This window comes from Patescibacteria group bacterium (assembly GCA_028717685.1).
Lineage (GTDB): Bacteria > Patescibacteriota > JAQUNI01 > JAQUNI01 > JAQUNI01 > JAQUNI01.
On record JAQUNI010000001.1, the window covers coordinates 625,750 to 651,339 of the forward strand.

The following is a 25,590-nucleotide window of genomic DNA, read 5'->3' on the forward strand; positions in this document are numbered from 1 at the left end:
TGCAAGATTCTAGTGGTGAGTGATCACAGAAAATAGGTTCTGCGCGTAATTTTTCCAAGAAAGATATTTTCGGACGGTTTTTCGCGCGTTTTCCCCCAGGACCTTTCTGCGGGGCGCATCTCGCAGAAGATTATTAATGGCTTGGGACAATTCTTTTATACTGCCTGGCTCAACGAGAATACAGTTTTTGCCATGTTCTAAGTAATATCCTTTTTTTATAGCTCCAGTTTTACTGACGACCACTGCTTTACCCATTGCCATCGCTTGCAACAGGGTAGTGGTTGCCCCAGAGTAGGAATTTTCTCTCACCGGCAAAACAATGAATTTCGCGCGGGCGATAAAGGTTTTGATTTTTGAAAAGGGGACATCCAAAATTATGGAAACATTAGGAGGCAAAACTGTCCATTTTTTCTTGATTTCCCGCATTCTCGCTGGGGTGGTAATTAGTAAAATTTTTTCCGGAATCAAACTTGCCAAATTTATCAGAAGATCAAAGTCTCTCTCGCGGTCTTTGCCAATAGACAGTAAATAATTATCTTCTTCGGTTTGCAGGGGTTGGAAGTATTCCGTGTCTACCCCGAAAGGAATAAATTCTATTTTTTCTTGGCCAAAGATTTCTTGGAGTCTTAAGCTTTCTTCATAGCCGTAACAAATAATTTTTTGTATGTTTTGCGCAAATACCTTCCGATAAAAGGCAAGCCAGCGAGGCCGCAGTTTTTTCAATTTTTCAAAGAAGCCGATGCTCACATAGATAATGGGTTTATGGGGAGCTAATTTGAAATATTTAAGGAGCGTCAAAGGAACGCCCACTCTATCCGTCGTGGAGAGAATAAGATCGGCCTCGCGCATCCTATGCCTTAGGGCAAAAATTTTATGCCAAGATCCGCCCAAAGCCCCTACGCTCACCCAGATTTTATTTATAACGAAGTCTATGGTTTTGCCATAGAGACTATTCTCAATTCTTTCGCAAATATCCAGATCATCCAGCGCGGAACAGCCATACCGCGCGGCGTAATCCTGACCATACAGGAGGTAAGTGTTGCGATCGCGTTCGTTACGGTCCAATATTTTTTTTCTCGCAGCCGAGTCGGCATAAAGATAAAAGATTTTCATAGCGGGTTTTTATAATACCAGTTCTTTGAATTTTAATACTGGCGCGATTCCTAGAATTTGGGCAGCGAGCGCTATGCCCTGTAGAAATATACAGGTTCCATGAATATCGGGTTCATTTAAACCCCTAGTAATTTTCGCTCCATAATAATAAATATTTGCTTGATTCGACGAAAAGGAAAAACCGCCGATTGCGGGGAAATAATATCTTTCGTAAGTTTCTAATCTATCTTCTGCGAATACTTTAATTTCGTTAGCCCGATAGTTATTTCCCGCAACTTTATTCGCGTAATGCAAAACATAAATAATATTGAAATTATCGCAGGCATGCTTATTATTTTTAGCTAAAAGACACAAATCTATTAATTTTTCCGGATATTTGAAATTTATTTTTTCTGCGACTTTTAGTCCGGTAATAATCTTCATCGCCCCATTAATTTTTTGTTGCAAGGAAGGGTGCCCTTGGTACCAAGTGCCATCTTGAAGATTTTGCTGTTTGTTAATCCATTTGATCGCGGTATCAGTAAGTTCGTTTTTATTGGCAAGATCGCTGTTTTGAAGAAAAAACAAGAGATGAGAAAAGTGGCTTCCCGCATGCCAGGGTTTTTGCCAATTTAGCTTTGATAAATATTTTATAATTTTTTTCCTTCCTTTGTCAGGATTTCCAACTTTGTTTTGAGGAACCCCCGCATCCCAATTTTTGGCGCGCGGGTCTAAAAGTTTAAGGCTGGAAATCGCTTGTCGAGTCTCGGCGCGCATCGTCTCTTTACCAAAGATATTCCGGAAATTTTTATTCTTAAGGGAGAGCAGCAGATTTTTTTTCCAAGCCAATCTTCTGATGAGGGGATCACAGATAGCGCCATCCTTTTTTTGAAAACTTTTTATAAAGGAAGCCATTGTTTTCTTTTGTTCTGCCGACAGACTTTCGAGTAAGCCTAAAACGGCATAGATTTTAACGGCAAACACTGTGTTGCCTAATCCCCATTTTATATTTTCATTATATAAATCGCCGCTTAGAGAATAATGAAAGAAACCGGGCGTGGCCTTGCCCTTTAATTGTTCCAAGAAAAGAGGCACTCTTTTTTTTAAATCAAAAATCCAAGTATAAGTTTCCATAAGTTTGGCGATTTTTTAAGAGAGACTTTGCCCGTAAGGTCTCTTTTGACAAAGAATGAAATAATGGTAAGGATTTTCCGGGACAGGATATTTTTTCACAATTTTAAATCCAATCCTTTTCACATCCCTTAAAATGTTTTTTAATGGATATCCCTTTTTGCCGATTTCCCAATAATGCTGACCGTTAAATATATGAGGACGCGGGAAGAAGTTAAAGATTTTCACCCAAGATATTGGTTTTAGAAAAGGGAAAAGGTGAATATTAAAGTAAGGCTTAAAGGTGCCGGTCGAGGTATAAGGCAGGCTTATGAGGAGATATTTTTTTGTCAGGGAATAGAGATTTTTGAGGGCGAGAGCGAAACTAGAATAGGGCAGATGTTCCAGCACCTCGCAGCATAAAACCAGATCAAATATTTCTGGGGGTAATTTTTTGGATTGAATGATGTCTGCCAGAAAATCGGGTCGCGTTTTAGGGCTTGAGTCTAGGGTTTTTACTTTGTAGCCCATTTTTAAAAGGGTGTCGGCAACGATTTTGTTTCCCGACCCAACTTCTAAAACGGAGTGAACGTTTTTTAAGGATGCCGCCTCCTTAATTTGATGCCAATAAGAAATCCACCTTTTTTTTCGCAAGTAATTAAGCGTCAAATAAGGCGTAGGCGTTGTTATTGGAGTATTTTTTCCTTGAGGTATAATGTTTTTTGAAGAATTTGGTAAGTGGCAGAGTAAGAAGGTAATTTATGCCCGGTTAATCTTCTCTCGGAGAGGATTTTTTGTTTACGTTTTATTAAAGCAATAAAAAGGTCCAGATAACCCTGCGCCATTTTGTTTGCTGTATGGGGATATTGGAGCATTTTTTGCGCCCAAATATGATAGTTTTTTCGCATTTCCCCAAGCTTTTGGGGAAAATCTTGGATGTTGCGAAAAGGGATCCCGAATCCTTGGCAGTATTCAGGAAGTGCTCCCTCTTGCCGATATAAGAGGGGAAGACCGCACAAGCCCCCTTCAATGTGATGCATGCCCGCGGGTTCGCTCCGTGAGGCAGTGAGATAGACGTGGTTTTTTTTAATTTCATTGGCTAACATTTGACCGCTTTGAGGGATAATGACTTTGGTTTTTTTGAATTGAATTCCTTGTGGCAGATTACCGATGAATGTGAATTCGATTTGGTTCTGCCTTTTTTTATTTAGTTGCGCGTCTAAAGCAAGGTAAATATCAAAACCTTTGTTCCAATGCGCGCCCCAGTGATGAGTAACGAGGCGCAAAGGCCCTTTGCGTGCCCATCTTTGATATCCTATGGGGTTGAATATTCTTTCATCTGCCCCATTTAAAATCAGGGTTGATTTGCGCTTTAGATTGGAGTCTTGCCGGAGAAATAAATTTTGCAGCCACGCGGAGATAAAAATCACGTGATCAGCTAATTTTGCATGTTGGAGGATAAATCTGTTCAGGAGTTTAATCTTTTGCCCTTTTCTTTCGTCGCATTCATTAATCCGGAAGACCACTAAAGTGTTTGGTTTTTGGGAAAGATATTCAGCCACCTCCCTTCCATCAAAGGCGCAAGAAGAAAGCCACCTCCTTGTTTCAGTTAAAAGAATGAGGTTTATGTCTTGGTCAGCTAAATTAAAAACCACATCAATGCCGCGGGAATTAAGAAAATTGCTTAGAGTTTTTCCAAATTGATTTCCGCCTCCGAACGCTCCTTTTTGGAGGTTCATTCCGATCGCAATTTTCAATTTTTTATTCATAGCAATTGAGCATAAATTTCTTGATAATATCTGCGGATAATTTTAGGCCAGCCGTATTGCTGCGCCTTTTGGAGCGCATTTTGAATGATTTTCTCCCGCAGGGATTGATCCTTAAATATCTTTTTACTCGCGGCGACAATGCTTTTGATGTCTGCCTTGTTAGCTAAGAGGATGTCTTCAGTATTTTTCGCAAGATCAGGCACCATCCCTACCGCAGTGCTGACGATAGGCACGCCGCTTGCCCAAGCTTCAAGAAGAGCACTCGGGCCGCCTTCAATCCGTGAAGTAATAAGATATAAATCGAGAGCATTATACATTTTCCAGATGTCTGAATAGTTTTTCAGATAAAAGTGTTTGTAAGGGATACCCGCTCTTGTCAAACCTTGTTTAACATAACCGCGGCTGGGACCAGTTAAAAGAATAAAGGGCTTGTATTTTTTGAGCGCCGTCACCGTCCGCAGAAAAATGTCCGGCCCTTTAATGAGCTTAGGTTGCAAGCCCTGGCCCCAACCAATGCCGTCTTTTTGAAAAGAGCCGATAATGAGCCGCTTTTGAGGCAGACCCAGAGCCTCTCTTATTTTTAGTTTTTGATGGACGGACACGGGTCGGAAGAGATTCAAATCCACGCCGAGGGGAATAGTAATTATTTTTTTTAATGGCAAACCAAGCCCCAAGAGCCTCTCTTTAGTAGATTGGCAAGAGGTATGGAAAAAATCCACATACTTCGCGGCCTTTTTAATCCATTTTATTTTGGGATCAAGAGGCATAAGATGAAAGCAGCTTACTACAATTTTATTGGAAGAGCGCAGCTTTAAAAATCCTTTTTGGGCGAGGAAGGCGTGGAGAGAACCAAAGTGGATGATTTGTTTTTTTAATCCCCATGGGGTAGTGGTGGCGTGAGCCTGCAACAGCCCAAAACTTCTCATATTTTCCGTGATGTCTTTACCCATTCTGTTAATGATCCAGTCGGCATTTTCCACAATGTAAAACAGCTGGTTGGATTCTTTGGCGCCAAGATTAAGGATGAAGTCTTTTAAAATTTTGATTGGACGACTGCCCATATTTCACCAAATTGAATGGAATAATTTTCTATTATTAAACCTGATTTTTGCAATTCATCTTCAAAAGATTTTAGGGTGTACTCAATAAAATGAGTTTTATCGAGTCTCCATTCTACGCCCAATTCTTTTTTATATAAAGCCAGCCAATCCCTGTTTATCATTGGCACTCTGATTAAAATTTTTGGAGCCAGAGTTTTGATTTTTTTTAAAAAATCTGTCCGCTTTTCAATATGCTCCAAAACATTGGATAAAACAACGGTGTCAAATTTTTGACAATTTTCAATATGAGTAATATTTCCTTCCTTATATTCTATATTCGGCGCGTTGTAGTTTTTTTTCGCCCAAGCAATATTTTTTTTATTAAAATCAATCGCTAAAATATACTCCGCCTTTTCGGCGAGGTCGCGCGTTAAGGCTCCATTACCGCACCCAAGATCCAAAACCCGACTTCCTTCTAAAATGTGATTTAGAAAAAATTGGTGATATTGCATAATCCTGTGCTTGGGGTGTTCGCCGTGATTGAATTTCATGACCGTTTCAGAGATTAAACGGTAAATAAAATTGTCAGTGAGGAGTAGTATCTTGAGGATAAATTTTGGCAAGATTTTTTTTCTCATATGTTCTAGAAAGTTTTCTGAAAGATGTAAAGGAGGGAATGGGCGGCAATTCTGGAGGAGAGTAGAGAGAGCAGGAGGTTCGCCCCCTTCATTACGGAATTTTGAGAGTCATACAGTTTTTGAAGGACAGGCCTTATAATGCCGCATTCATCTTTAAGCCCCTTGGTGCCGTCTAGATAATGTTGAGTGATTAAGGTCAACCCCCTTTTCCCTATATCTTTTTTTACTTGATTCGCGTCCAGCGCAAATTGATAAAAATTTTTTCGTAAATCCAGATTTTCTTTCCATAAAGGATAAAAATTTAATCTAGCTTTAATTTTTCGGAGAGGAGACATAAAAGGAAAGCATAAAAAAAGAAAGCCATCTTTTCTGAGAACGCGCGCCATCTCGTCAATGATTTTTTCATACCCCGCGTAGAAGTGTTCAATGACGCCGATTGACCAGTAACCATCGAAATAGCCATTTGGGACTTTCAGGTGTTCGAGATTTCCTACTTGAATATTTAATTGAGGAAAATGTTTTTTTACCCGCTTTATGGTTTGGGATGCATAATCTATCCCTTGGGCGTTAAACCCCTCTCGGGAGAGCTTGTATACATTTTGACCTCTCCCACAGCCGCCTTCTAAAATTCTACTTCCGCGGGGGAGGAATTTTTTGGTATATTTTACGACCAGATCAAAAGAGGAGTTTTGAGCGTATAATTTTTGAATGTTATATCTCCTCCAATGTTGGTCCCAAAAGAGGGGATCAGCCCGGGTACCAATAAAAATCAACCGACGCAAAGTTGGATCAAAATATTGGTTCACTTATTTAAATAAAAGTTCATAGATCTTAATTTCCTGCTTGGCAATATTTTTAAGATTAAATCTTTTTTCTATCGTTCGTCTGGCCTCGTTGCCCAATCTATTTTGCAGACAGTCATCTTGGATTAGATTCTGAATCCCTTTGCGTATGCTTTTTACGTTTGGGTTCACTAAATATCCATTAACATTATGTTGGATCACTTCTCTTATCCCTTCGATGTTGGTGCCCAAACAAGCCAAGCCGCAAGCCATTGCTTCAATCAGAGCTTTAGGCAAACCCTCATATAGGGAGGGAAGCACATATATTTTGTAGCGATTAAGAATGGCAGGCAAATTTTGATGGGGGATGATGCCTAAAAATCGGATTGAGACACCCAAATTGTGCGCAAATTTTTCCAGTTTGTTTTTTAATTTACCCTGACCAATGATGTCTAATTTAAGGCTGGTGTATTGAAGAGCCCTCACTAGATTAAACAGATTTTTTTGGGGGTGGAGGCGACCCACATAAACGATGGACTTCGCGAGTTTAGGAACATAAGGCTGGGGTTTAAAAAGATCAGTGTCCACATAGTTAGCAAGCACTATTAATTTGGCTGAAGATAAGTGATACTGCTTTTGCAAGTAGGCTTTATCTGCGGCAGAGGAAACTAAAGCCGAATCGCAGACGCGGTAAAGCCATGTTTCAAGGATGACCGTAAAAAGGCGCAGGATTTTATTCTCTTCCCTGGCAAAAAGGGACCAAGTGAAGCCAGTGCGGAAGACAAACTTTCCTCCGCGATTACACATCAATTTAGAGAGATAAGCGCTCCAGGCGCCATTAGCCTGATTGGATTTAAAAAAAGAACAGCTTTTCAGAGTATGACGGTGATACAGGGGGATCAGAAGAGAATAGAGAAAGTCTGGCAGTCTGCTGTTTTTAAAAATGATTTTAATATTGGAAGCAAGATACTTTTGAAAGGCTAGCTCTTGTCTCGCGCCATAAGTGAAAAAATATATTTTTCGGAATTGAGAAGCCAAGAGATTGTAAAGAGCAATCTCTCGTTCTAATAGGCCTGTTTCTGACCATTTTTTTAAAGAAAGGCCGCAGGTAAGAAAGAAAGCCAGATTTTTATTCCGTATCCTTGGTGGCATAGGGGTGATTTATCCCCCACCTATACTATAGGTGGGGGGTGTACTAATTTTGCCTTCGGAAAAGGCGGTTTAAAAAAATTCTTGTTTGGAGAGGCAGGAGGGGCACTCTTCTTTTTGTCTTTTCCATGATGGTTTGGGCGTTAAAAAGATGGTATTCATCCTGTCCCAATTTTAATCTTTGATTATAGAACTCTCTGGCTTTTTGAGCAAACCTTTTTTGGATTTTAAGATTTTTAAAACTTAAAGAGCCGCGATAATAACGATATTTAATTAAGCATTGAGGCAGATTGGTAATTTTTTCCCCTGCCGTTAAAAGGGTTAAGTAAAGGTCATAATCTTGGGCATAATAAAATTTTTCGCGATACATCCCCACACCAAAATTTTTGGTGTGGGGATAAACTCGTTTGTTGCGGAACATAATTGAAGGATGCAGGATACAGTTACGGCGGGTCAAGGTCTGTGCTGTCTTTTGGGGATTATCCTTTTTTAAATAATGACCGATTTTTTTACCTTGACCGTCAATAAATACAGCGGAACTGCCGATTAAAGACATTTCAGGGTGATTTTCCAAGTAAGAATATTGAATCTGCAAACGTTCAGGCAAAGAGAGATCATCCGCGTCCTGCCGAGCGATGTATTTGCCGCGGGCGACCTTAAGCCCTTCATTTAAAGAACGGGTTAAGCCGAGATTGCGATTATTCTTGATGATCTTTATTCTTTTATCCTGACTCGCGAACTTTTTTACTATTGACGAAGAATCATCTTCTGAAGCATCGTCAATGATAATAAATTCAAAGTTTGCGAAGCTTTGGTTTAAAATAGAAGAGATGCTGTCTTCTAGGTATTGGGCGCCATTGAAAACAGACATTATGATTGAGATTTGGGGAACTTTCATTCTTTTAACTTATAACTTGAAACTTGTAACCCAAGACTTGAGTTACAAGTTATAGGTTACAAGTTACAAAAACTTTTAATTGTTAGCTATCGTATTTAGTTTAGACTAAGTATATCAATATAATATAAGGTTATTCGTTTTTAGAATTTTTAGTTTTCTTTCATTTCAAATAATCTTACCCATTTTTCCGTTGCCCGATCTTTTTCTTCGTGGACGAGTTTTACTTTTTTCAATTCCCGTGGATGATAAACCATCTGCGCCAGAAAGGAGTTAGTCAATTCCTCTGTGCCCAGGGACTGTTCAAGCGCCCCGCGGAAACTGTAAGCGATTTTGTCTTGAGGCATTTTATAAATAGCAAAATCATCGGAATTAATGAGGAAATATTTGATTCCTTGTTCTTTCGCATAGGCTGTAGCTTCTTCCTCCCCTTGCCAGTAGATTTTGTTTTGGTCAAAGCCAGTTTTTGCCAGGCGATTTACGGGCGTGAGATTGGTCAAAAAGTCATAGTAAGGGGCTTCGCCCCAGTTTAAAAAGATTTTTTCTTGCGGCGGCGTATTCGCCTTCATCCATCGCGCCATTGTGTATTCGCCTTCGGTAAGCGCGGGTTTGATCCAATATTTATAAAGAAAAAGGGAGAAAAAAGAAGGGGCGAGAAGGAGAATTAAGAGAGCGGTGAGGTAGATTTTTTTGTTCACGATCTCCCTATATTTCTGAAAGTATTTTTTAAAAGCCCAAAGCAAAATTAAGGGCAAAAGAATAAAGATGACTTTATCCGGTGTTTTGAGCATTCCTGACCCGGGATTCAAAATAAATAAGATGATTAAAGCTGAAGCCACAACATAATTAAGAAGATGGAATTTTTGGCGATACCAGAAGGCATAGCTAGCTAAAATGGCGGCGGCAATGTTGAGCAGGCGGGAGCCGCGGTCCATCGTGGTCGCGAGGAAGTAGCTCGCAATAAAGAAGGTCGGGGCAATCACCCTCCTTTTCTCGTAGGCGGCGTAAAAACCAAAAGGCAGAAAGAAACATAAAACATATAAATCCAAGAATTTTTTGTCTATATCCGTCGGCACAAGGTCTTTGGAATTTTGACCGAGGATATAAAGAAGGTCAATGCCCTGCAGTTTGAGCAGTAGATGCTGAAGAAGCTGAAGAATTTGATCATAGAAGACATAACGGCTTAAAACCAAAGTCAGGAAAACAAAAACATAAAGTAAAAGAACAGTACTTTTTTTTACCTTTTTGTGTTTTCGGTAGAGGATTTGGAAAATGGAATAAATTAAGAGAAAGGGCAGGGTGAGTAAAAAGACAGGATTGATATTGAATCCAAGGTAAGCTAAAAGTGAAGAAGCAGCCAAGTAGGGCCAATTTTTTTTCAGGCCAATTTGCCACTTCTCGGAAGCATTAAATCTTTTCCAGAAAGCGACGACGCAGGTCAAGAACCCCAACATAATAGGAAACTGGATAAGATCATGGGTAAAAGAAACAACTGACAGAGCTTGCGTTGAAGAGATACCCGTATAGAAAAAAGCGGCGGCGAGTGGAATAAAATAATCATCTTCTTTGGATTCCTCTTTGGTGTTGGGGAGGATGAGATTTTTCACTAAATAAAAGATCATCACCGCGGTAAGGCTGGAAAGAATAGCGGCGAAAATGCTGACCGCATGAAGCAGATAATCAAAAGGAAAAATTTTGCCGATGAGCCTTAATAAATAAAGCGTGATATCTTTGTTCTTGAAAGTTAAGGCTTGGGTCGCTTTTTGGCAGTAGATCCAGATTTCGGTGAGATGGGAGGCGTGCCAGCCGTATTTTTCCCAAAAAGCAATGTCCAAAATAACCCTTTGGAATAATCCGTAAACAAAGATGGTGACGGCCAGCAGCTTGGAATTTTTTAAAAAGTTTTGCATAAAGTAATAGCGTCGATATAAGGAAGACGCCTTTCTTATAATTAGGGGAGCAACAGGGTCGTCCCATTTTGTGATGATGATTATTTTTTGCGCCCCGATGTTTGCCAATATTTGAGAACCCCTACCCCTAATCCTAGAAGAGCGACATTGTTGCGCAAAATACTGATCGCGGGATAAAGCAGCATCACCCGATCATTTTTGCGCCGCAGGGTCCAAATCATAGGAGGTAGGGTGGAGAGAAGGTAAAGCACGGCGAATAAAAAACAACCGAAAAAGAGCAGCGGGTCATTAAAGATAACCGCGAAGAGCAGAATGACAGGGATTAAAAAAGCCAGAACAATTTGAAGCTTAATGATATAATCATAAGGATAAGGAGTAATACCTTTTAGATATGGCCGGAAACGGGCATAGGCATAGGAACGTTTTAAAAAAGCCGAGAGTGTGGGCTTGTAATGATGCCAGGCCTTCGCGCCGGGGTTATAAACCAGCCGACCGCCAACACGGATCACTCTTGAATTGAATTCTATATCAAAAGAGGAGTTTTTTAAATCAGCACGGAATTGACCAATTTTTCGGAAGATAGACGCGCGGTAAAGAACATTTGCCGAGGTAAGATGGATTGGACAGCGCGGTTGATGCGCCAGCTTGTATTCTATTTCGGAGCCTGCCAAGCGCGCAATCCACTTGTCTTTTCGGAATGGTTGTAAGCTACCTCCCACTCCCATTATAACAGGTCTTTGAAATACAGGGAGATTTTTCTGAAGCCACTCCCTTTCAATTTTTACATCCGCTTCCACGAGGGCGACAAAGTCGTAGCCTTGCGCCTTTTTGAGCCCAAAGTTTAAAGCCGCTGCCTGGCTTTGATGTTTCTGCTGCAGGATTTGGATTTCCGGATATCGGCGCGCTAACTCTTGCACTTTTAGGACAGATTGATCACGGGAGCCGTCATTAATAACTAAAATCTTCTTCTGCCAAGCGCCTCTTTGGCTGATGATTGCGGAAAGGGATTCTTGAATAAACTCCTCATTATTAAATAAACTTACGATAAAAAGAATTTTTGGGTCGGGAATATTTTTTAGTTGAAGCGGGGCAATGTTGTTTTTTTGGTCAGGGATTGAGGGAAACATAGGGTTTTTTTGGGGATAACTTGCTTTTAGTAAATCGCGAACCCCCGATTTTTAATGGCAATGCCATTACTCTTTAGAGACCGCCTTTCATTATAACAAGATCACTTTGTTGTTGCTAGATTTTTACCCTGTGTTATAATACTAGAAGGAAAACAAAATCAAAGAAAAAGTTTTAAAAAATCTATCATTTCACAGACTGGGAAAAATCATAAAGAGTTTTTTATGATTTATTCTCCGCATCTATAACATAGGTGTGGGGGTATATTTCCAATTTGTGACTCTAAAAAAAGTGGCCGAAAACACAAAGACCCCTCCTTCTCCTCAGGGAGGCAAAGATGTTGAGGAGAATAAAGTTTTAGCGGCAATCAGCTATCTCTGGATTATTAGTTTGGTAATCCTGCTGATAAAGAAAGAGAGCCCTTTCGCGAAATTTCACGCTAAACAAGGGTTGATTTTATGGATTGCTTCAGTCGTCTGTTGGATTATTCCAGTGGTGGGTTGGATTTTGAATTTGGTGATTTTCATCTTTATTGTCATTGGTTTTATTCAGGCTATGTCAGGAAAATGGTGGAAGGTGCCGGGGGTGGGTCAGCTTGCGGAAAAAATCAAAATTTAAATTCTCAAAAATTGGCTTTTAGAATTGGAGAGGGTTCTCTTTTGAAAGAGGCGGATTTCTTGTTGGTTTTATTCCATCATATAATATTGTGGGTGTCAGCTCGTGACGATAAACATTTAAGTTATTCTAAAATTTTAATTTGTGTTGAAAAAGCAAACAAAAATTATCTGCACCATTGGACCAGCATCCAGCAGGATGGAGACTATTTTGACGATGCTGAAAGAAGGGATGGATGTGGCACGGGTTAATTTTTCCCACGGAACACATGAGGATAACGGCGCTTTGATTCGCAATGTGCGCGGCGCGGCGCGCACATTGGGGAAAGGAGTGGCGATTATCCAAGACCTTCAAGGGCCGCGCGTGCGCGTAAGCAACATCAAAAAGGGAGGTTTGACATTAAGGGAAGGTGAAACCGTAATTATTACTACCGCGCCCCTTACTCCGCAACAGAAAAAAAATCAAGATAAGCTCAAGGTTTTTCAGGTTACTTACAAGAAGCTGGATCAAGATCTAAAAAAAGGAAGAGTTATTTTGATTGATGACGGTCTCTTTAAATTTAAAGTCCTCGCCATTCGCAAGAAAGAGATTAAGTGCCGCGTTTTGATTGGCGGTTTGCTCACTTCCGGGCGAGGAATGAATTTTCCAGGGTCTGCTTTGGGTTTATCCGCCATCACCCCCAAGGACAGACAGGACTTAGAGTATGGGATCAAGATAGGAGTTGATTTTGTCGCCCTTTCTTTTGTGCAGAGCACAGAGGATGTGTTGGCTCTAAGACGTTTGATTAAGGTCTATGAAAATAGGGAAACGCCTCGGACTAAGGTTATCGCCAAGATTGAAAAAGAAGAGGCTTTAAATAATTTAGAAGCGATTATTGAGGAAGCGGATGGTATTATGGTCGCGCGCGGAGATTTAGGCATTGAAATTGATCCTACGCGCCTGCCCTTAATTCAAAAAGAGATTATCAGCAAGTGTTTAGCCGCGGCGAAGCCGGTGATCGTGGCTACTCATATGTTGGATTCTATGCAGGATAATCCTCGGCCGACGCGAGCGGAAATTTCCGACGTTGCCAACAGCGTGATGGACCATGTCGACGCGGTAATGTTGTCCCAAGAAACGGCAACAGGCAAGTATCCTACAGAGGCGGTGAGGTTTATGGCTCGCACCTGCGCCGAGACCGAGCGCTCGCCCTACGATGATATTATTTATCCCTCTCATCCCACAAAGAAAGAGTTATCGCCGGTTTTAGCGATGAGTCAGGCGGCTTGCATCTTAGCTGCCAATATTCGCGCCAAGGCGATTTTGGTGACCACGCGCTCTGGTTTTTCCGGTCGGGCGCTTGTGAGCCACAGGCCGAACGCCGGTTCTATTATCGCCATAACTGGCAGCCCCAATGTTTACCGCGAACTTTTACTTTCTTGGGGTATCACTCCTTATCTTGTTCAGGATTTTCACGATAGCCAGATGCTCATCCAGAAGAGCATAAAGACACTTCAGAAAGAAGAACTGGTAAAGGCAGGGGACAGGGTGGTAGTAATGACTGGATTTAAAGAGCGAGGCAATGGCTGGTCTACATCTTTACGCATCGTGACTGTTTGACTTTTTTTATTTTTATATTATAATTAAAGCACCGTCAGATATGGGTGTTTTTTGGTTTTTACACAACACCAATGAAAGGAGTGATAGGGTGAAAAGAAGCTTGTACTTCCGTGGGGACTCGTTCTTTGGCATACTGACAATCCATCGCTTTGGGAGGTGATGAATAAATGCGAGGGGATTGGTTTCGTTTTCCGACTTGAATTGTACCTTCAGTGTTTATGTTCTTGGTGCTATCCTAAAAATTTCCTATTATGGAGGGAAATAAGAATGAATCGACAGATGTTTGAAGACAGCGTTAGAAGTATTATTAAACAGGCTTGCAAAGCGGTCAATTTTTCCTTGGGTGATTTCAAAGATGTTGCCTTCTTCTTAAAAGCAGGTAGTACATTAAGGAAAATTGTGAAAATTCCACGCAAAATTGCTAACGCTATTGGTTTGTCGAGAGTTAGATTTGAGGGTAGTGCGAAATACATCATCGGATTGATCTTGAATGATGTTGGGCATTTACTGAAGGCTACATAACCAGTTTTTCATTGTTCCAAAAAATCGTAGGGCGTCGACCTTAGACGCCCTTTTCTTTTTGGCTTAAATTGGGTAGAATAAAGAGGAAGGAAGCAGGGATTTAGAAATTACGAATTTTTGTTTTTGATTCCATTATTCCCTATTTCTGATTCCATTTTTGGAGAGGTCGCATCGGCCCAAGGCCGACCAGCCTAGGGCTGGTAGTGGTCTAGTTAATATGTATTATGTATATATATTATTTAGCACGAGGTTAAAAAAAATATACAAGGGTTTCACATCTAATCTTAAAAGAAGATTTTTAAAGCATAATCTAGGTGAAGTTAGATCAACTAAGAAAGGAATTCCATGGCAGCTGGTGTATTATGAGGCTTTTTTAAGTAAGAGAGACGCTAGGAGAGAAGAGTTATTTTTAAAGTCGGGTAAGGGTAGAGAAAGGGTGAAATATTTACTTAAGGATATTATGGAATTTAATAAATAATATTTTGGGAGAGGTCGCATAGTTGGTTTATTGCGCACGCTTGGAAAGCGTGTATGCCGCAAGGCATCGCGAGTTCGAATCTCGCCCTCTCCGCCTTCGCCTCGCCGAAGCCCGTAATGGCGGAGGCGGGCTTCGCCACGCTGAAAGCTACGCCCTGCTGAAGGCGGGCTTCGCTCGGCTACGGCGTGATAAATCCGCCAAATATTGTCTATAATAAAAACATATGAAATTTAATAGTCTAAAACCTGAATTGTATGTTTCTAACTTTCAAAAAAGTTTATATTTTTATACAAATTTATTAGGTTTTAAACTCGAATACCAACGCCCTAATCCTTTGTTTGCCTTTCTTTCATACCAAGGTAGTCAAATTATGATTCAGCAAGAAGATAATGTTGAAGAATGGCATAATGGAAAACCAGAGTATCCTTATGGGCGAGGATTAAACTTTCAAATAGAGACAAATGATGTGCAAAGAATTATTGATTCACTTGCGAGCAGTAATTATCCACTAAAAAGAGGAATAAAAGACAGTTGGTACAAAGTGGATAATACATTACATGGTTGTCGAGAAATTCTCGTGATGGATCCTGATGGGTATTTATTGAGATTTTCTCAAGGGATAGGCATAAAACAAGAATAAAAAATTCTAACTTTGTCTCGCGCTCTCCGCCAAGTTGTGCTTTTAGCGAAATTGAAAGATGTTGCCTCGCACGCTCGAATTTTTATTCCGCCAAAGAAAAATTTAAAAATGGTTTGCACTATAAAATATGAGTGATAGACTAATTACAACTTTATTCATGCTTAGCTCTGTTGATGGAAAAATTTCCACTGGTGATACCGATAATATGGATACTGATTCTGATTTTCGCAAGATAAAAGGAATAAAAGAGGGAGTTCAGCAGTATTATGATCTTGAAAAAACCACGGATATGCATTTTTTGATCACGGGCAGAGTGATGACAAAAAATTGCGAATCGTTAAATGTAAATAATAGAAAAGACGAGCCGGCTAAGCTTCCGGCTAACTGCATAATCGTAGACGGAGTTCATTTGCAAGAAAGTGGCATTCTATATCTTTTAAAAAAGTTTAATTCATTAACTGTCGTAACAGCCAATAGAAATCATCCAGCAGAAAAAGTCAAATCAAAAAATTTAAAAATAATTAGTTATCAAGATGAGATTAATTTTTTGGATTTATTGAGAAAACTAAAATCGGATTATGGCATTGAAAGATTAACTATCCAGTCTGGGAGCACAATGAATGCCGCACTTTTGAGGGCTAATTTAATTGATCATATTTCACTCGTAGTTGCGCCTTGCTTGATTGGTGGGAAAGACACGGTTAGTTTGATTGGCGGAGAATCATTGCATTCTTTGAATGAGCTAAAACAGATTAAAGCGTTAAAACTCAAGCGGTGCGATGTATTAGAAAATTCGTACTTGCATTTGCAATATGATGTTATTAACAAAACAGAAGTTGAAAAATTTGTTATGTAGACAGCAAGCGCAATAATCATCTATACCATAATTATAAAAAATATAACAAATAATAAAAATTATGAACCAAAAAAGTATTACCACGGCATTGGAATTGCCGGGCAAAAAGATAACCCAAAATTTGGGTTTGGTGCGGGGCATCACTGTTCGTTCAAGGTCAATTTTCGGCTCAATCGGGGGCTCATTGCAAACTTTGGTCGGAGGAAACATTTCGCTGTTCACTTCCTTGTGCGAGAAAACGCGCCAGCAGTCGTTTGACTTAATGGTAAAACATGCCGAGGAAATGGGCGCCAATGCCATTATCGCGGTGCGCTATGATGCCAATGAAGTTATGTCCGGCGTAACTGAAGTGCTTTGCTATGGCACGGCAGTGGTGGTTGAATAAAAGGTTAGTAAAATAAATTTTTTCAATGGATTTCCAATAAATTGAACTTCAGATATCTCGGAACGTTATACGCCATAATTAAAAGCCTTAATAAAAGTAGCCTTCAAAAAAACAATATATGAGCATGAAATCCGCTCAAGAACAAATCAAAAATATTTTTGACGAGATTCATAAAAAGAAAGGATTAAAACCAGATCCCTATTATTCTTTTGTCAGAATAGTGGAAGAGATTGGCGAGGTGGCACGACAGATTTTCAGTGAAAAAATTCGTCCTGAAAAGTATGACGGGGAAAACCTCAAAGAAGAGATTGTGGATGTGATCATAGAATTGTTGTACTATAGCTCTTTGCATGGCATTGAAGTAGAAAAAAAGATTTTTGAGAAATTGGAAAAAATACGTCAAAATAATTTAAACAGCAAGACAAAAAATTTACATAACAGTGTGTATTAGGCGTGGTTCAATTCACAAGAGTTGAATTATCAGCTTAATATTCATAAATCAATATGAAGCAGACAAAATTAATTTTTACAGGTTTTTTGGACGCGCTTGGTGTTGCTGCTTATGTGGTTGTGATATCATTGATTCTGGGGCAGGGCGAAAAAATATTCGGCAAGATGGATAATTTTCTCGGGCCCGTGGCGCTTTTGCTGCTTCTCGTTTTATCCGCCGCGATTACCGGAGCGCTCACGCTCGGCCGACCGATTATTCTTTATCTTCAAGGTCTGAAGAGAGAGGCGATCAAGCTTTTTCTCTATACTCTAGGCTGGCTTTTTTTAATGACCTTATTGGTTTTCACATTGCAAGTTTTAAAATAAAATTTATTTTAAGAAGTGGAAACCCCGCTAGCCTAGTCATCGCTACGCGAGATCTTTAGACTAGCGGCTCAGGTAATCCATTCTTAAAATATAAAAAAATGTACATCGTCATTTTAGTCGTCCCTGTTATCATCGCTATGCTCTCCATCAAACAAATTAACCAATATCAGAAGGGGGTGAAGTTCACACTGGGGAAGTTTGCGGGTATTTTAAATCCGGGGTGGAGGATTGTAGTGCCGGTTTTTCAGAGTTGCCGCAAAGTGGATATGCGGATTAAAGCTGTGGATGTGCCTGACCAGGAAGCGATCACCAAAGACAACATCTCTGTAACGGTAAACGCGGTTATTTATTATAAAGTGCGCGACGCCCAGAAAGCGATTATTGAAGTAGAAGACTTTTTTTATGCTGTTTCCCAGCTTGCACAAACGACAATGCGCAACGTTGTAGGCGAAGTTAATCTAGACGAGCTTTTATCCAATCGCGAGGCGATTGCGGAGAAGATCAGGGGGATTGTAGATAAGGCTACGGATGCCTGGGGGATTGAAGTGCAATCCGTAGAATTAAAGGACGTGACTTTGCCCGAACAGATGAAGAGAGTAATTGGCAAGCAGGCGGAAGCAGAAAGAGAAAGGCGCGCGGTGATTATCCAAGCTGAAGGAGAAGCGGCGGCGGCGACAAATTTGGCTAAGGCGGCGACAATTTTATCCGGAGCGAATGGCGCCTTGCATTTGCGGACATTGAACACTTTAAATGACTTAGGCGCGGATAAATCAAATACAGTGGTTTTTGCCATTCCAGTAGAAATTTTGCGGGCTTTGGAAAAAAGGGGGAGCGATTATCCAAATCAATAAATTACATTTTTAACAAAAATAAAGAAATGAAAATAGAAAGCAAAAAATTTCCGCAACAAGGTTTAGCGAAGCCATATGGAGTTCTTATTGTTTTTATAGTGATTTTAGGATTGGCGATTCTTGGCTATTTTATTTATAGGGGACCAGTCAAACCGGACGGGGTGATTTCAGAGAATGGTACGGGAGTAGTACCGGAGGGGAAAAATGGGCCCGCCGCGATTCCACAGAAGATTTTGGACAATAAATTTGGCTTTTTGTCCGCGGGATTTGACGATTATTTGTTTATGAATAGCGTGGGCGCAGGCTGGGTGAGGCCGCATCCGGGCGCGTTTCTGTGGGACGCCATGCAGAAAAACAAAAGTGCGGACTATAACTTTGCCAACACTGACCGCGCAGTGAAAAAATACCAGGAGCATAATTTGGCGATTCTCGCTACGCTTTGGCCTTTCGCGGAATGGGATCAGAAAAGCAGGGACGGTTTTGACCTTTGCGCCGTGAGCGAGAATGACGAGTTTTTACTGGATATAACCGGAAAAAGAGGCGAGGAATATATTGCCCAGCATAGATGCGCTCCTATGGATTGGACGGCTTATACGGCTTGGGTGAAAAATGTAGTAGAAAGATACGATGGCGACGGCAATGCTGATATGCCGGGACTCAAAATACCAATTAAATATTGGGAAGTAATGAATGAGCCGGATTTAGACGGCAACGACAGATTGGATTTTTGGAAAGACAGCATAGCAGCATACGCGCAACTCTTAGTGCGCACAAGTGCGGCAATTAAAGAAGCGGATCCGGAAGCAAAAGTAGTAATTGCTGGAGCGGCAGGAGGGGACAAAAGATTTTTGGATTTTTACCGTTCAATTTTTAAGCAGAAGGAAGTGATAGAAATGTTTGATATTGCCAATATTCATTGCATTTCCAATGACACTTATGATTCCTTTAATGTTGAGCCATATAAAAAGATGCTAGCCGAATTCAAGATTAATAAACCGATTTGGGTGACAGAGGCAGAGGCAATAGTATCAGCGGATATGGATGTCAATGCGACGCAGACTATGAAGAGCGCGGAGAAAGCGCTTTCGTTGGGGGCGGAGAGGATTTTTTTCACGCGTTACGATTTTGGGATACGCGGGGATTTGAATGATCGGCCGATGAAGAATATCCCTTTGATCAAGGCTGAAATTTTCGGCAAAGACCCAGAAGCAGCGTATAAGAAAATAATTAGTCAGTAGATAATTTACAAAATAAATTGATTTTATCAGTATCAACTAAATTTTATGAAAAAATCACACGAAAATTTATTAAAAGCAATCGCTGGCGAATCGATGGCACGGAATAAATACACCTATTACGCGGAAATCGCAATGAAAGAGGGGTTAGTTTGGATCGCGCGCGTTTTTGAGGAAACGGCTGACAATGAAAGAGCGCACGCGCAAGAGGAATTAGAAAAATTGCATGAAAAGACAGAGATGACAAATACTTACGATATTCATCCACTGGGGACGACTTTGGAAAATTTGCGTAATGCGGCAGCGGGGGAAACCTACGAATTTGGCACGATGTATCCTGATTTTGAGAAAGTCGCGCGCGAGGAAGATGAAGAAGGGATAGCGACTTTGTTTAAAGAAATCGCGGAGGTGGAAGAGAAGCATGCCGAGCGCTATAACATTTTAGCCGAGCGCCTAGAAAAAGGATTGCTTTTCAAAAGTGATGCCGAGATTGAATGGAAATGTTTAAATTGCGGGTATATCCACAAAGGAATATCGGCGCCTGAAAAATGCCCGCTTTGCCAAAAACCGCAAGGCTATTATATGGCTTTGGGCGCGGTTAGATAAAATATGTTTTTTTGGATCTATTTAACAGGATTGTCGGCTGGCTTGATATCCGACATTCTATTGGTGCAAGATCATGAAAGATTACAAAAGCTTATTTGGCAAGTATAGAACAGTTGTCGACCTCTCTGTCCATACTATTTTATCTTTTGGAATTTCAATCTGGCTAATAGTTTTCCAGTTTCCCCTCGTTTATTTTGCTGCTTGTTTTTTAGCCGGATTATTATTAGATATGGATCATTTTTTGAACAGAACTATTGCTAGATTGTTAAGAGTAAAGAGCCACGAAGACAGCTTAATGTATGGATCTGGCGGTTGCGTAATTAAAATAGCGCACGGTTTTGACATTAGTTTTTTGTTTGGACTGTTATATTTTTTAATAACGTCCGACCTTGTTTTTTCATTATTGATTTTTATGAGTTTGTGCGCGCATGAGTTTTGGGATTTCGTCGTTTATCCTCATACATGGAAAGAATTATTTTTGTTCACCAGGATTAGAAAGGGTTTTTATCCTGGGCAGAGAAAGAAATTTGTTGGAAGAATATTTGATTATAAGACATTAAAATTTTAAGCTAACATAAAGGAAATAAAGCTATTTAAAAAAATAAATAAAAACCATGGCTAAACCCACTACCTATGCCACGCCGATTTGCCTCGGCTTAACAGCGCTTTTGATCATTGGCGCCATAATCGGTGTTTGGAAAATGAGCCCTCTTATAATTATTCTGTTTTTATTACCAGCGGTTGCCTACGAGGTTTACCGCACTGAAGGGAGGTCCACGAAGTTGGCTTCTTGGGTAATGCTTTTGATTTTGTTAGCGGAGATTATTGCCGTTTCCTTCAAGATTAATTTTAATCTGGCGAAGTTTTTTGGAGAGGAAGGAGGATATGTTGGCGGTTATTATGTTCCTTTCGGTGATTTGAGGGTTATTTTTCCGGCCATTGTCGCTGTCCTATCTATTATCCTCTTTGTGAGGACTTACGGCGTTTACACCAAGTGGCTGGCAGTTTTAATTTTTATCGGCGCTTTTGTAATCATTTATGTCTTGGATCCAGCAGTACTAAAGATGCTTTTAATAGATAACATACGGAAAGTTTTTTAATAGCGCATCACATAAAAAAGCCTAGCAGAATTGTCTTTATTTTAATAAATTTAAAAACTATGAGGACAAAAATTCTTCTTGCCCTTACCCTGATTTTTTTCCTGGGTGGGGTAAGCGCGGCAATGGCGAAAGCCACAGCCGCGGCGCAAAATTCTGGCAAGGTTAATACTGCCTGCATCCAGAGCGCGGCGGAAAAGAGAGAAAGCGCGATTATTGCTGCCTATGCTAAAAAGACGGATGCGATTAAAGCCGCTTTAGAGACGAGGAAAGCGGCTCTGAAGGAGGCTTGGGGAAAAGCCACAGTGCGGGAGAGAGTGCAAGCGCGAGCGCAGGCATGGAAGACCTTTAAGGCGGCGGAAGTGAAAGCGCGGCTTACTTATAATCGGGAATTAAAAGCGGCGTGGGCTACTTTTAATAAGGAGCGGAAGGCCTGCAAGATTACGGAAACTAATGATGAAAATGGCGCCACGGATACGGGGTTGTAAAATATTATCAGTTCACCAACGCGCAAAGGCGAGGTTTTTTCAAACCTCGCCTTTTTTGTTCTTTTTGCTTATGATAAGAATATTAGTTGTTAATCCTTTATAACTGAAGTCCATTTTTATGCGATTTTTAAGCCGTCTTTCGCGCAAAGAGCAATATATCAGTTTGGGGGTAGTTTTTGTTTTGACCACGATTTCCATTTTTGCCTTTAATCCATATGAATATGGCTTATCAGACCACGCGATTACTATTCCTTTTTTGAAATCGATAGCAAATCCCAGCCTATACCCTAATGATTATTTAGTAGCAGAAAAGTCTTATTATTATAGTTACTTCTGGCAAGCTTTGGGTTTTATCGGCCGTTACTTCCCGCTTAATATCCCCCTTTTATTTTTTGTTCTTTATTATGTTTCCCTGTTTTTCTTTTTCTGGGGGATTTACTTAATTGCCAAACTCATTTTTCAAAAACAGGAGGTGGCGTATCTATCTCTCTTTTTCCTTTTGTTTTTCAAGCCGACCTTAGGCGGAATGTCCACCTTTGACCGCGCTTTTTTGACGCGGGTGGCGGTTCTACCCATTCTGGTTTTTGCTTTTTATTTTTTTCTCAAAAAGAAGTTTTTGTGGTCTTTTGTTTTGCAGGGATTGGGTTTTCTGATGCACCCTTTAAGCGCGGCGCATATGATTGCTATTCTATTTTTAGCGTCAATCATTTGGATACGGGAGATGGGCTGGAAAAGATTATTGGTTTATTTAATTATTTTGGCAAGCATGGCAAGTCCAATTTTTATTTGGAAGATTATTTCCTCGCCTCCTTCCGTGAGCCTTTTGCACGCGAACGCAGATTGGTTAGAACTGCTTCGCTTGCGGTCCGCTGATGAAATTTTCCCCTTTTCTTGGTCTCGGGTAGTTTTTTTGGAGGCGGGATTAGTCTTTTTAGCTTTTTTAGCAAGTTGGAAATACAAGCCGCAAGCCCAATACCATCGGATCATCATTGGCGCCGCCTTTTTAATAATTGGTTTTTGCATTTTGGGCACAATCTTTTCGGAAATTTATTCCTTCCCTCTGGCGCTGAATTTACAGCTCTTCCGCAGTTTTCAGTGGTTAGTTTATTTAGCTTTCATCTATTTTGCCAATTATGTTTTTCAGGAACTTCGAAGCGGCAGGGGATTATGTAAATTATCAGCAGTTCTTCTCGCTCTCGGCATTTTTTATGGAGCAAGCAACTGGGTTTATGGTTACGCGGCTTTTTTGATTTTAGCGTTGCTCTTGGTTTTAAAAAAGAGAGGAACAGATTCTAAATTACCGCGCTATTTTGTCCACGCTCTTTTGGCTGTGGTTCTAATTTTAGGCAGTATTTTTTACTTTCAGGGAGAAAGATTTTCTTGGGGTAATCATCAAGAGAAATTTTGGCTGGATGTGGCGAAAAAAGCGAAGGCAGAGACAGGACAAAGGGATGTGTTCATTGTGCCGCCTCATTTAGAGGGTTTTCGTATTGAATCGGAGAGAACAATCTACGGCGACTGGAAAGACGGGACTTTGACTTTTTACAATCCGGCTTTTGGCAAGGAGTGGCTTATGAGGATGCAAAGACTGGGTTATCAGAGGGATGTTCCTTTGAAAGAGAGTTTTTTTGTTCTTTCGGAAGCAGATTTTCGCGCCATCGCGAAAGAAACGCGGCAAAGAGCGGGGGAGAAATCTCGGGTTTTTCTGGTAACTTTCCGCAATGGGAAACAACTTAATTTTCCCTTGGCTTATGGGAATGAGAAGTTTTTGGTTTATGAAATTAAGTAGAATATAAAGAATAAAGCATTTTTTATTTATTTAAGAAATCCGTAAAACAAGAAACAAAAAATAAGAAATGAGCAAGAAACAAAAAATACCAAATAATAAATATTGAAAGGCGAAAGTATAGCACAGCGAATACCGTAGTCTAAATTTCAGGGCATTGTTTCATAAATTATTAATTAATCTTTATCTTACAATTCAGATAGACTATAATTTAAAGACTAATGCTCTAAATTCTACATTCTACATTCCAAATTCTAAATTTTAACCTATGAATGAGGTTGAAGAAATTAAAAATCGGCTTAATGTTGCCGATGTAATCGCGGACTATATCCAATTGACGCCGGTCGGCGCCAATTTCAAAGCCCGTTGTCCTTTTCACAGCGAGAAAACGCCATCTTTTTATGTTTCGCCGGAAAAGCAGATTTGGCATTGTTTCGGGTGTGAAGCGGGCGGTGACATTTTTACTTTTGTCCAAAAAATGGAGGGGCTTGAATTTCGGGAGGCGCTCAAGATTTTGGCCGATAAGGCGGGCGTAAAGTTGGAAGCGCGCGATCCGAATTTGGAAACAGAACGCGATAGACTGGTTAGCCTTTGCGAGTGGGCGGCGCGCTTTTTTCACCAGGCTCTTTTGCGTTCCCGTGAGGGGAAGATCGCCAGGGATTATCTGGTTTCGCGCAAGGTTGGAGAAAAAATGATCCAGAAATTTCTGCTTGGCTATTCTCCTTTTTCCTGGAATCTCACTATGGATTTTCTGCGCAAGAAAGGGTTTTCCGCGGCGGAGATTTTCGCCGCAGGGCTTGCGAGCCAAAAAACCCCGGGCAGATTTTATGATCGTTTTCGGGGACGACTGACATTCCCTTTGCGCAACATCCACGGTCAGACAGTTGGTTTTGGCGCACGGGTTTTAAATGAAGAGAGGGATCATTTGGGCAAGTATATTAATTCTCCTCAAAGCCTGATTTATGATAAAAGCGGCTTGCTTTACGCCTTGGATCAAGCGAAACAGATGATTAAAAAAGAAAATCTCTGCATCGCAGTGGAAGGATATTTGGATGTGATCTCCTCCCATCAGGCAGGGGTCACCAACGTGGTGGGCGTTTCGGGTACTGCTCTTACTTCCGCTCAACTTGCTTTAATGAAAAGGTATACCCATAATCTTGCGCTTTGCTTTGACGCGGACATGGCTGGAGTCGGAGCCGCCAAGCGCGGCATTGAAAACGCAATCGCGGCTGGCTTAGCTGTCCGCGTCATTATTTTACCTAAAGACGAGGATCCCGATTCTTTGATCAGGAAAAATCCAGAGCTTTGGCGTGAAGCCACCAAGCGAGCAGTCGGAATTATGGAATTCTATTTTGATCTAGCTTTAAAGCGTTACAACCCAGAGGATCTTGCGGGAAAGAAAATGATTGCCGCTGAAGTTTTACCAACAGTTAAAAAAATACCAGACCAGATTGAACAAGCCTATTATTTACAAAAGTTGTCATCTCTCATTAACATTCGCGAGGAATCTTTGCGCGAGGCAATGGCTAGAATAGATTTAACTTTTCAATATTCTCAAAATCCTGATCGCAATACTGTCGCACCGCCAGCGGATTTTAGCCCTGCGCCCGCGGATATCGTAGGCCGCCGTCTTTTAGGTCTCGGCTTAAAATACCCCCGTTTTTTAGGGGAAATTTTAGAGGAATCCAAACCCTCTATTTTATCCTCCGAATGGCAGGATATTTACAAAGTCTTAAGCGAATATTATAATAAGAGAAGGAGCTTTGATTTTATTCATTTTAAGCGAAAAATTCAGACTTCCCATCCGCAGTATGTCACGCGTTTAGAAGTGGCTATTTTAGATGTGGAAAAAGATTTAGAAGAAAATGACCAAAAGGAGGACATTATCGCTTTAGAGGTGCAACAGGCTTTAAAAAGGCTTAAGGAGCAGTATTATAGACAAAAATTAGAAGCGATTGAACTTCAAATGCAGAGAGCGGAAAATATCAAAGATAGAATTCTCTTACAGAGTTTGACTAAACAACTTCAATCTTTCACCCAAAAATTGGGGAAATTATAGGTATAAATTTTTAAACTTTCATTCCTGCCTGCCTATCGGCAGATAGG

General features: G+C 40.6%; 28 protein-coding genes and 1 tRNA gene. 18 read left to right on the forward strand and 11 right to left on the reverse strand.

Annotated features, from left to right (window positions below; all coding sequences use genetic code 11):
* Positions 1-9 precede the first annotated feature (9 nt).
* The 11 genes from PHW01_03090 to PHW01_03140 form a co-directional block, all read right to left on the reverse strand.
* A complete protein-coding gene (locus tag PHW01_03090) occupies positions 10-1,113 on the reverse strand; it encodes a glycosyltransferase family 4 protein (protein ID MDD5626963.1) in 1,104 nt (367 codons plus the stop codon).
* Positions 1,114-1,122: 9 nt separating this feature from the next.
* A complete protein-coding gene (locus tag PHW01_03095) occupies positions 1,123-2,226 on the reverse strand; it encodes a hypothetical protein (protein MDD5626964.1) in 1,104 nt (367 codons plus the stop codon).
* 15 nt (positions 2,227-2,241) lie between these two features.
* Complete coding sequence (locus PHW01_03100) at positions 2,242-2,856, reverse strand: methyltransferase domain-containing protein (GenBank protein ID MDD5626965.1); 615 nt, start codon at positions 2,854-2,856, stop codon at positions 2,242-2,244.
* A 32-nt stretch (positions 2,857-2,888) separates the two neighbouring features.
* The gene (locus PHW01_03105; protein ID MDD5626966.1) at positions 2,889-3,971 is read right to left on the reverse strand and encodes a hypothetical protein; all 1,083 of its coding nucleotides are present in this window, start codon (positions 3,969-3,971) and stop codon (positions 2,889-2,891) included.
* The gene (locus PHW01_03110) at positions 3,968-5,032 is read right to left on the reverse strand and encodes a glycosyltransferase family 4 protein (protein MDD5626967.1); all 1,065 of its coding nucleotides are present in this window, start codon (positions 5,030-5,032) and stop codon (positions 3,968-3,970) included. Before PHW01_03110 ends, PHW01_03105 begins: the two co-directional genes overlap by 4 nt.
* Positions 5,005-5,649, reverse strand: a complete 645-nt coding sequence (locus PHW01_03115; protein ID MDD5626968.1) for a class I SAM-dependent methyltransferase — start codon at positions 5,647-5,649, stop codon at positions 5,005-5,007. The genes PHW01_03110 and PHW01_03115 overlap by 28 nt, the downstream gene beginning before the upstream one ends.
* Before the next feature lie 5 nt (positions 5,650-5,654).
* Positions 5,655-6,455, reverse strand: coding sequence for a class I SAM-dependent methyltransferase (locus PHW01_03120; GenBank protein ID MDD5626969.1), 801 nt, complete (start codon positions 6,453-6,455; stop codon positions 5,655-5,657).
* Positions 6,456-7,583, reverse strand: coding sequence for a glycosyltransferase family 4 protein (locus tag PHW01_03125; protein ID MDD5626970.1), 1,128 nt, complete (start codon positions 7,581-7,583; stop codon positions 6,456-6,458). It abuts the gene before it with no gap.
* A gap of 43 nt (positions 7,584-7,626) precedes the next feature.
* Positions 7,627-8,478 (reverse strand): glycosyltransferase, encoded by an 852-nt coding sequence (locus PHW01_03130; GenBank protein MDD5626971.1) that lies wholly within the window; start codon positions 8,476-8,478, stop codon positions 7,627-7,629.
* A gap of 149 nt (positions 8,479-8,627) precedes the next feature.
* Positions 8,628-10,385, reverse strand: a complete 1,758-nt coding sequence (locus PHW01_03135) for a hypothetical protein (GenBank protein ID MDD5626972.1) — start codon at positions 10,383-10,385, stop codon at positions 8,628-8,630.
* 80 nt (positions 10,386-10,465) lie between these two features.
* Positions 10,466-11,512, reverse strand: a complete 1,047-nt coding sequence (locus PHW01_03140; protein ID MDD5626973.1) for a glycosyltransferase — start codon at positions 11,510-11,512, stop codon at positions 10,466-10,468.
* A 274-nt stretch (positions 11,513-11,786) separates the two neighbouring features.
* On the opposite strand from PHW01_03140, the gene PHW01_03145 reads away from it, so the two are divergent.
* From PHW01_03145 to dnaG, 18 genes are all read left to right on the forward strand, one after another.
* Positions 11,787-12,128, forward strand: coding sequence for a hypothetical protein (locus tag PHW01_03145; protein ID MDD5626974.1), 342 nt, complete (start codon positions 11,787-11,789; stop codon positions 12,126-12,128).
* Between the two features lie 141 nt (positions 12,129-12,269).
* Positions 12,270-13,724, forward strand: a complete 1,455-nt coding sequence (pyk, locus tag PHW01_03150) for a pyruvate kinase (protein MDD5626975.1) — start codon at positions 12,270-12,272, stop codon at positions 13,722-13,724.
* Positions 13,725-14,003: 279 nt separating this feature from the next.
* Positions 14,004-14,246: a hypothetical protein gene (locus PHW01_03155; protein ID MDD5626976.1), complete on the forward strand. Its 243-nt coding sequence runs from the start codon at positions 14,004-14,006 to the stop codon at positions 14,244-14,246.
* A gap of 217 nt (positions 14,247-14,463) precedes the next feature.
* Positions 14,464-14,724, forward strand: a complete 261-nt coding sequence (locus PHW01_03160; protein MDD5626977.1) for a GIY-YIG nuclease family protein — start codon at positions 14,464-14,466, stop codon at positions 14,722-14,724.
* 7 nt (positions 14,725-14,731) lie between these two features.
* Positions 14,732-14,817, forward strand: a tRNA-Ser gene (locus PHW01_03165).
* Positions 14,818-14,947: 130 nt separating this feature from the next.
* Positions 14,948-15,364, forward strand: coding sequence for a VOC family protein (locus tag PHW01_03170; GenBank protein ID MDD5626978.1), 417 nt, complete (start codon positions 14,948-14,950; stop codon positions 15,362-15,364).
* Between the two features lie 127 nt (positions 15,365-15,491).
* On the forward strand, positions 15,492-16,220 hold the full coding sequence (locus PHW01_03175) for a dihydrofolate reductase family protein (protein MDD5626979.1): 729 nt from the start codon (positions 15,492-15,494) through the stop codon (positions 16,218-16,220).
* Positions 16,221-16,281: 61 nt separating this feature from the next.
* A complete protein-coding gene (locus PHW01_03180; protein ID MDD5626980.1) occupies positions 16,282-16,605 on the forward strand; it encodes a YbjQ family protein in 324 nt (107 codons plus the stop codon).
* 118 nt (positions 16,606-16,723) lie between these two features.
* Positions 16,724-17,056, forward strand: coding sequence for a MazG nucleotide pyrophosphohydrolase domain-containing protein (locus tag PHW01_03185; GenBank protein MDD5626981.1), 333 nt, complete (start codon positions 16,724-16,726; stop codon positions 17,054-17,056).
* A gap of 53 nt (positions 17,057-17,109) precedes the next feature.
* Entirely contained in the window at positions 17,110-17,421 is a 312-nt protein-coding gene (locus tag PHW01_03190) for a hypothetical protein (GenBank protein MDD5626982.1), read from the forward strand.
* A 98-nt stretch (positions 17,422-17,519) separates the two neighbouring features.
* Positions 17,520-18,272, forward strand: coding sequence for a slipin family protein (locus PHW01_03195; GenBank protein MDD5626983.1), 753 nt, complete (start codon positions 17,520-17,522; stop codon positions 18,270-18,272).
* Between the two features lie 26 nt (positions 18,273-18,298).
* Entirely contained in the window at positions 18,299-19,510 is a 1,212-nt protein-coding gene (locus PHW01_03200; GenBank protein ID MDD5626984.1) for a hypothetical protein, read from the forward strand.
* A 45-nt stretch (positions 19,511-19,555) separates the two neighbouring features.
* Positions 19,556-20,113 carry a rubrerythrin family protein gene (locus tag PHW01_03205; GenBank protein MDD5626985.1) on the forward strand — a complete coding sequence of 186 codons (558 nt, stop codon included), beginning with the start codon at positions 19,556-19,558 and terminating at the stop codon, positions 20,111-20,113.
* Positions 20,114-20,186: 73 nt separating this feature from the next.
* Positions 20,187-20,681 (forward strand): hypothetical protein, encoded by a 495-nt coding sequence (locus PHW01_03210; protein ID MDD5626986.1) that lies wholly within the window; start codon positions 20,187-20,189, stop codon positions 20,679-20,681.
* Positions 20,682-20,727: 46 nt separating this feature from the next.
* A complete protein-coding gene (locus PHW01_03215) occupies positions 20,728-21,213 on the forward strand; it encodes a hypothetical protein (GenBank protein ID MDD5626987.1) in 486 nt (161 codons plus the stop codon).
* A 59-nt stretch (positions 21,214-21,272) separates the two neighbouring features.
* Positions 21,273-21,698, forward strand: a complete 426-nt coding sequence (locus PHW01_03220; protein MDD5626988.1) for a hypothetical protein — start codon at positions 21,273-21,275, stop codon at positions 21,696-21,698.
* A 118-nt stretch (positions 21,699-21,816) separates the two neighbouring features.
* The gene (locus tag PHW01_03225; protein ID MDD5626989.1) at positions 21,817-23,487 is read left to right on the forward strand and encodes a hypothetical protein; all 1,671 of its coding nucleotides are present in this window, start codon (positions 21,817-21,819) and stop codon (positions 23,485-23,487) included.
* Between the two features lie 265 nt (positions 23,488-23,752).
* Positions 23,753-25,543, forward strand: coding sequence for a DNA primase (dnaG, locus tag PHW01_03230; GenBank protein ID MDD5626990.1), 1,791 nt, complete (start codon positions 23,753-23,755; stop codon positions 25,541-25,543).
* Positions 25,544-25,590: the final 47 nt, after the last annotated feature.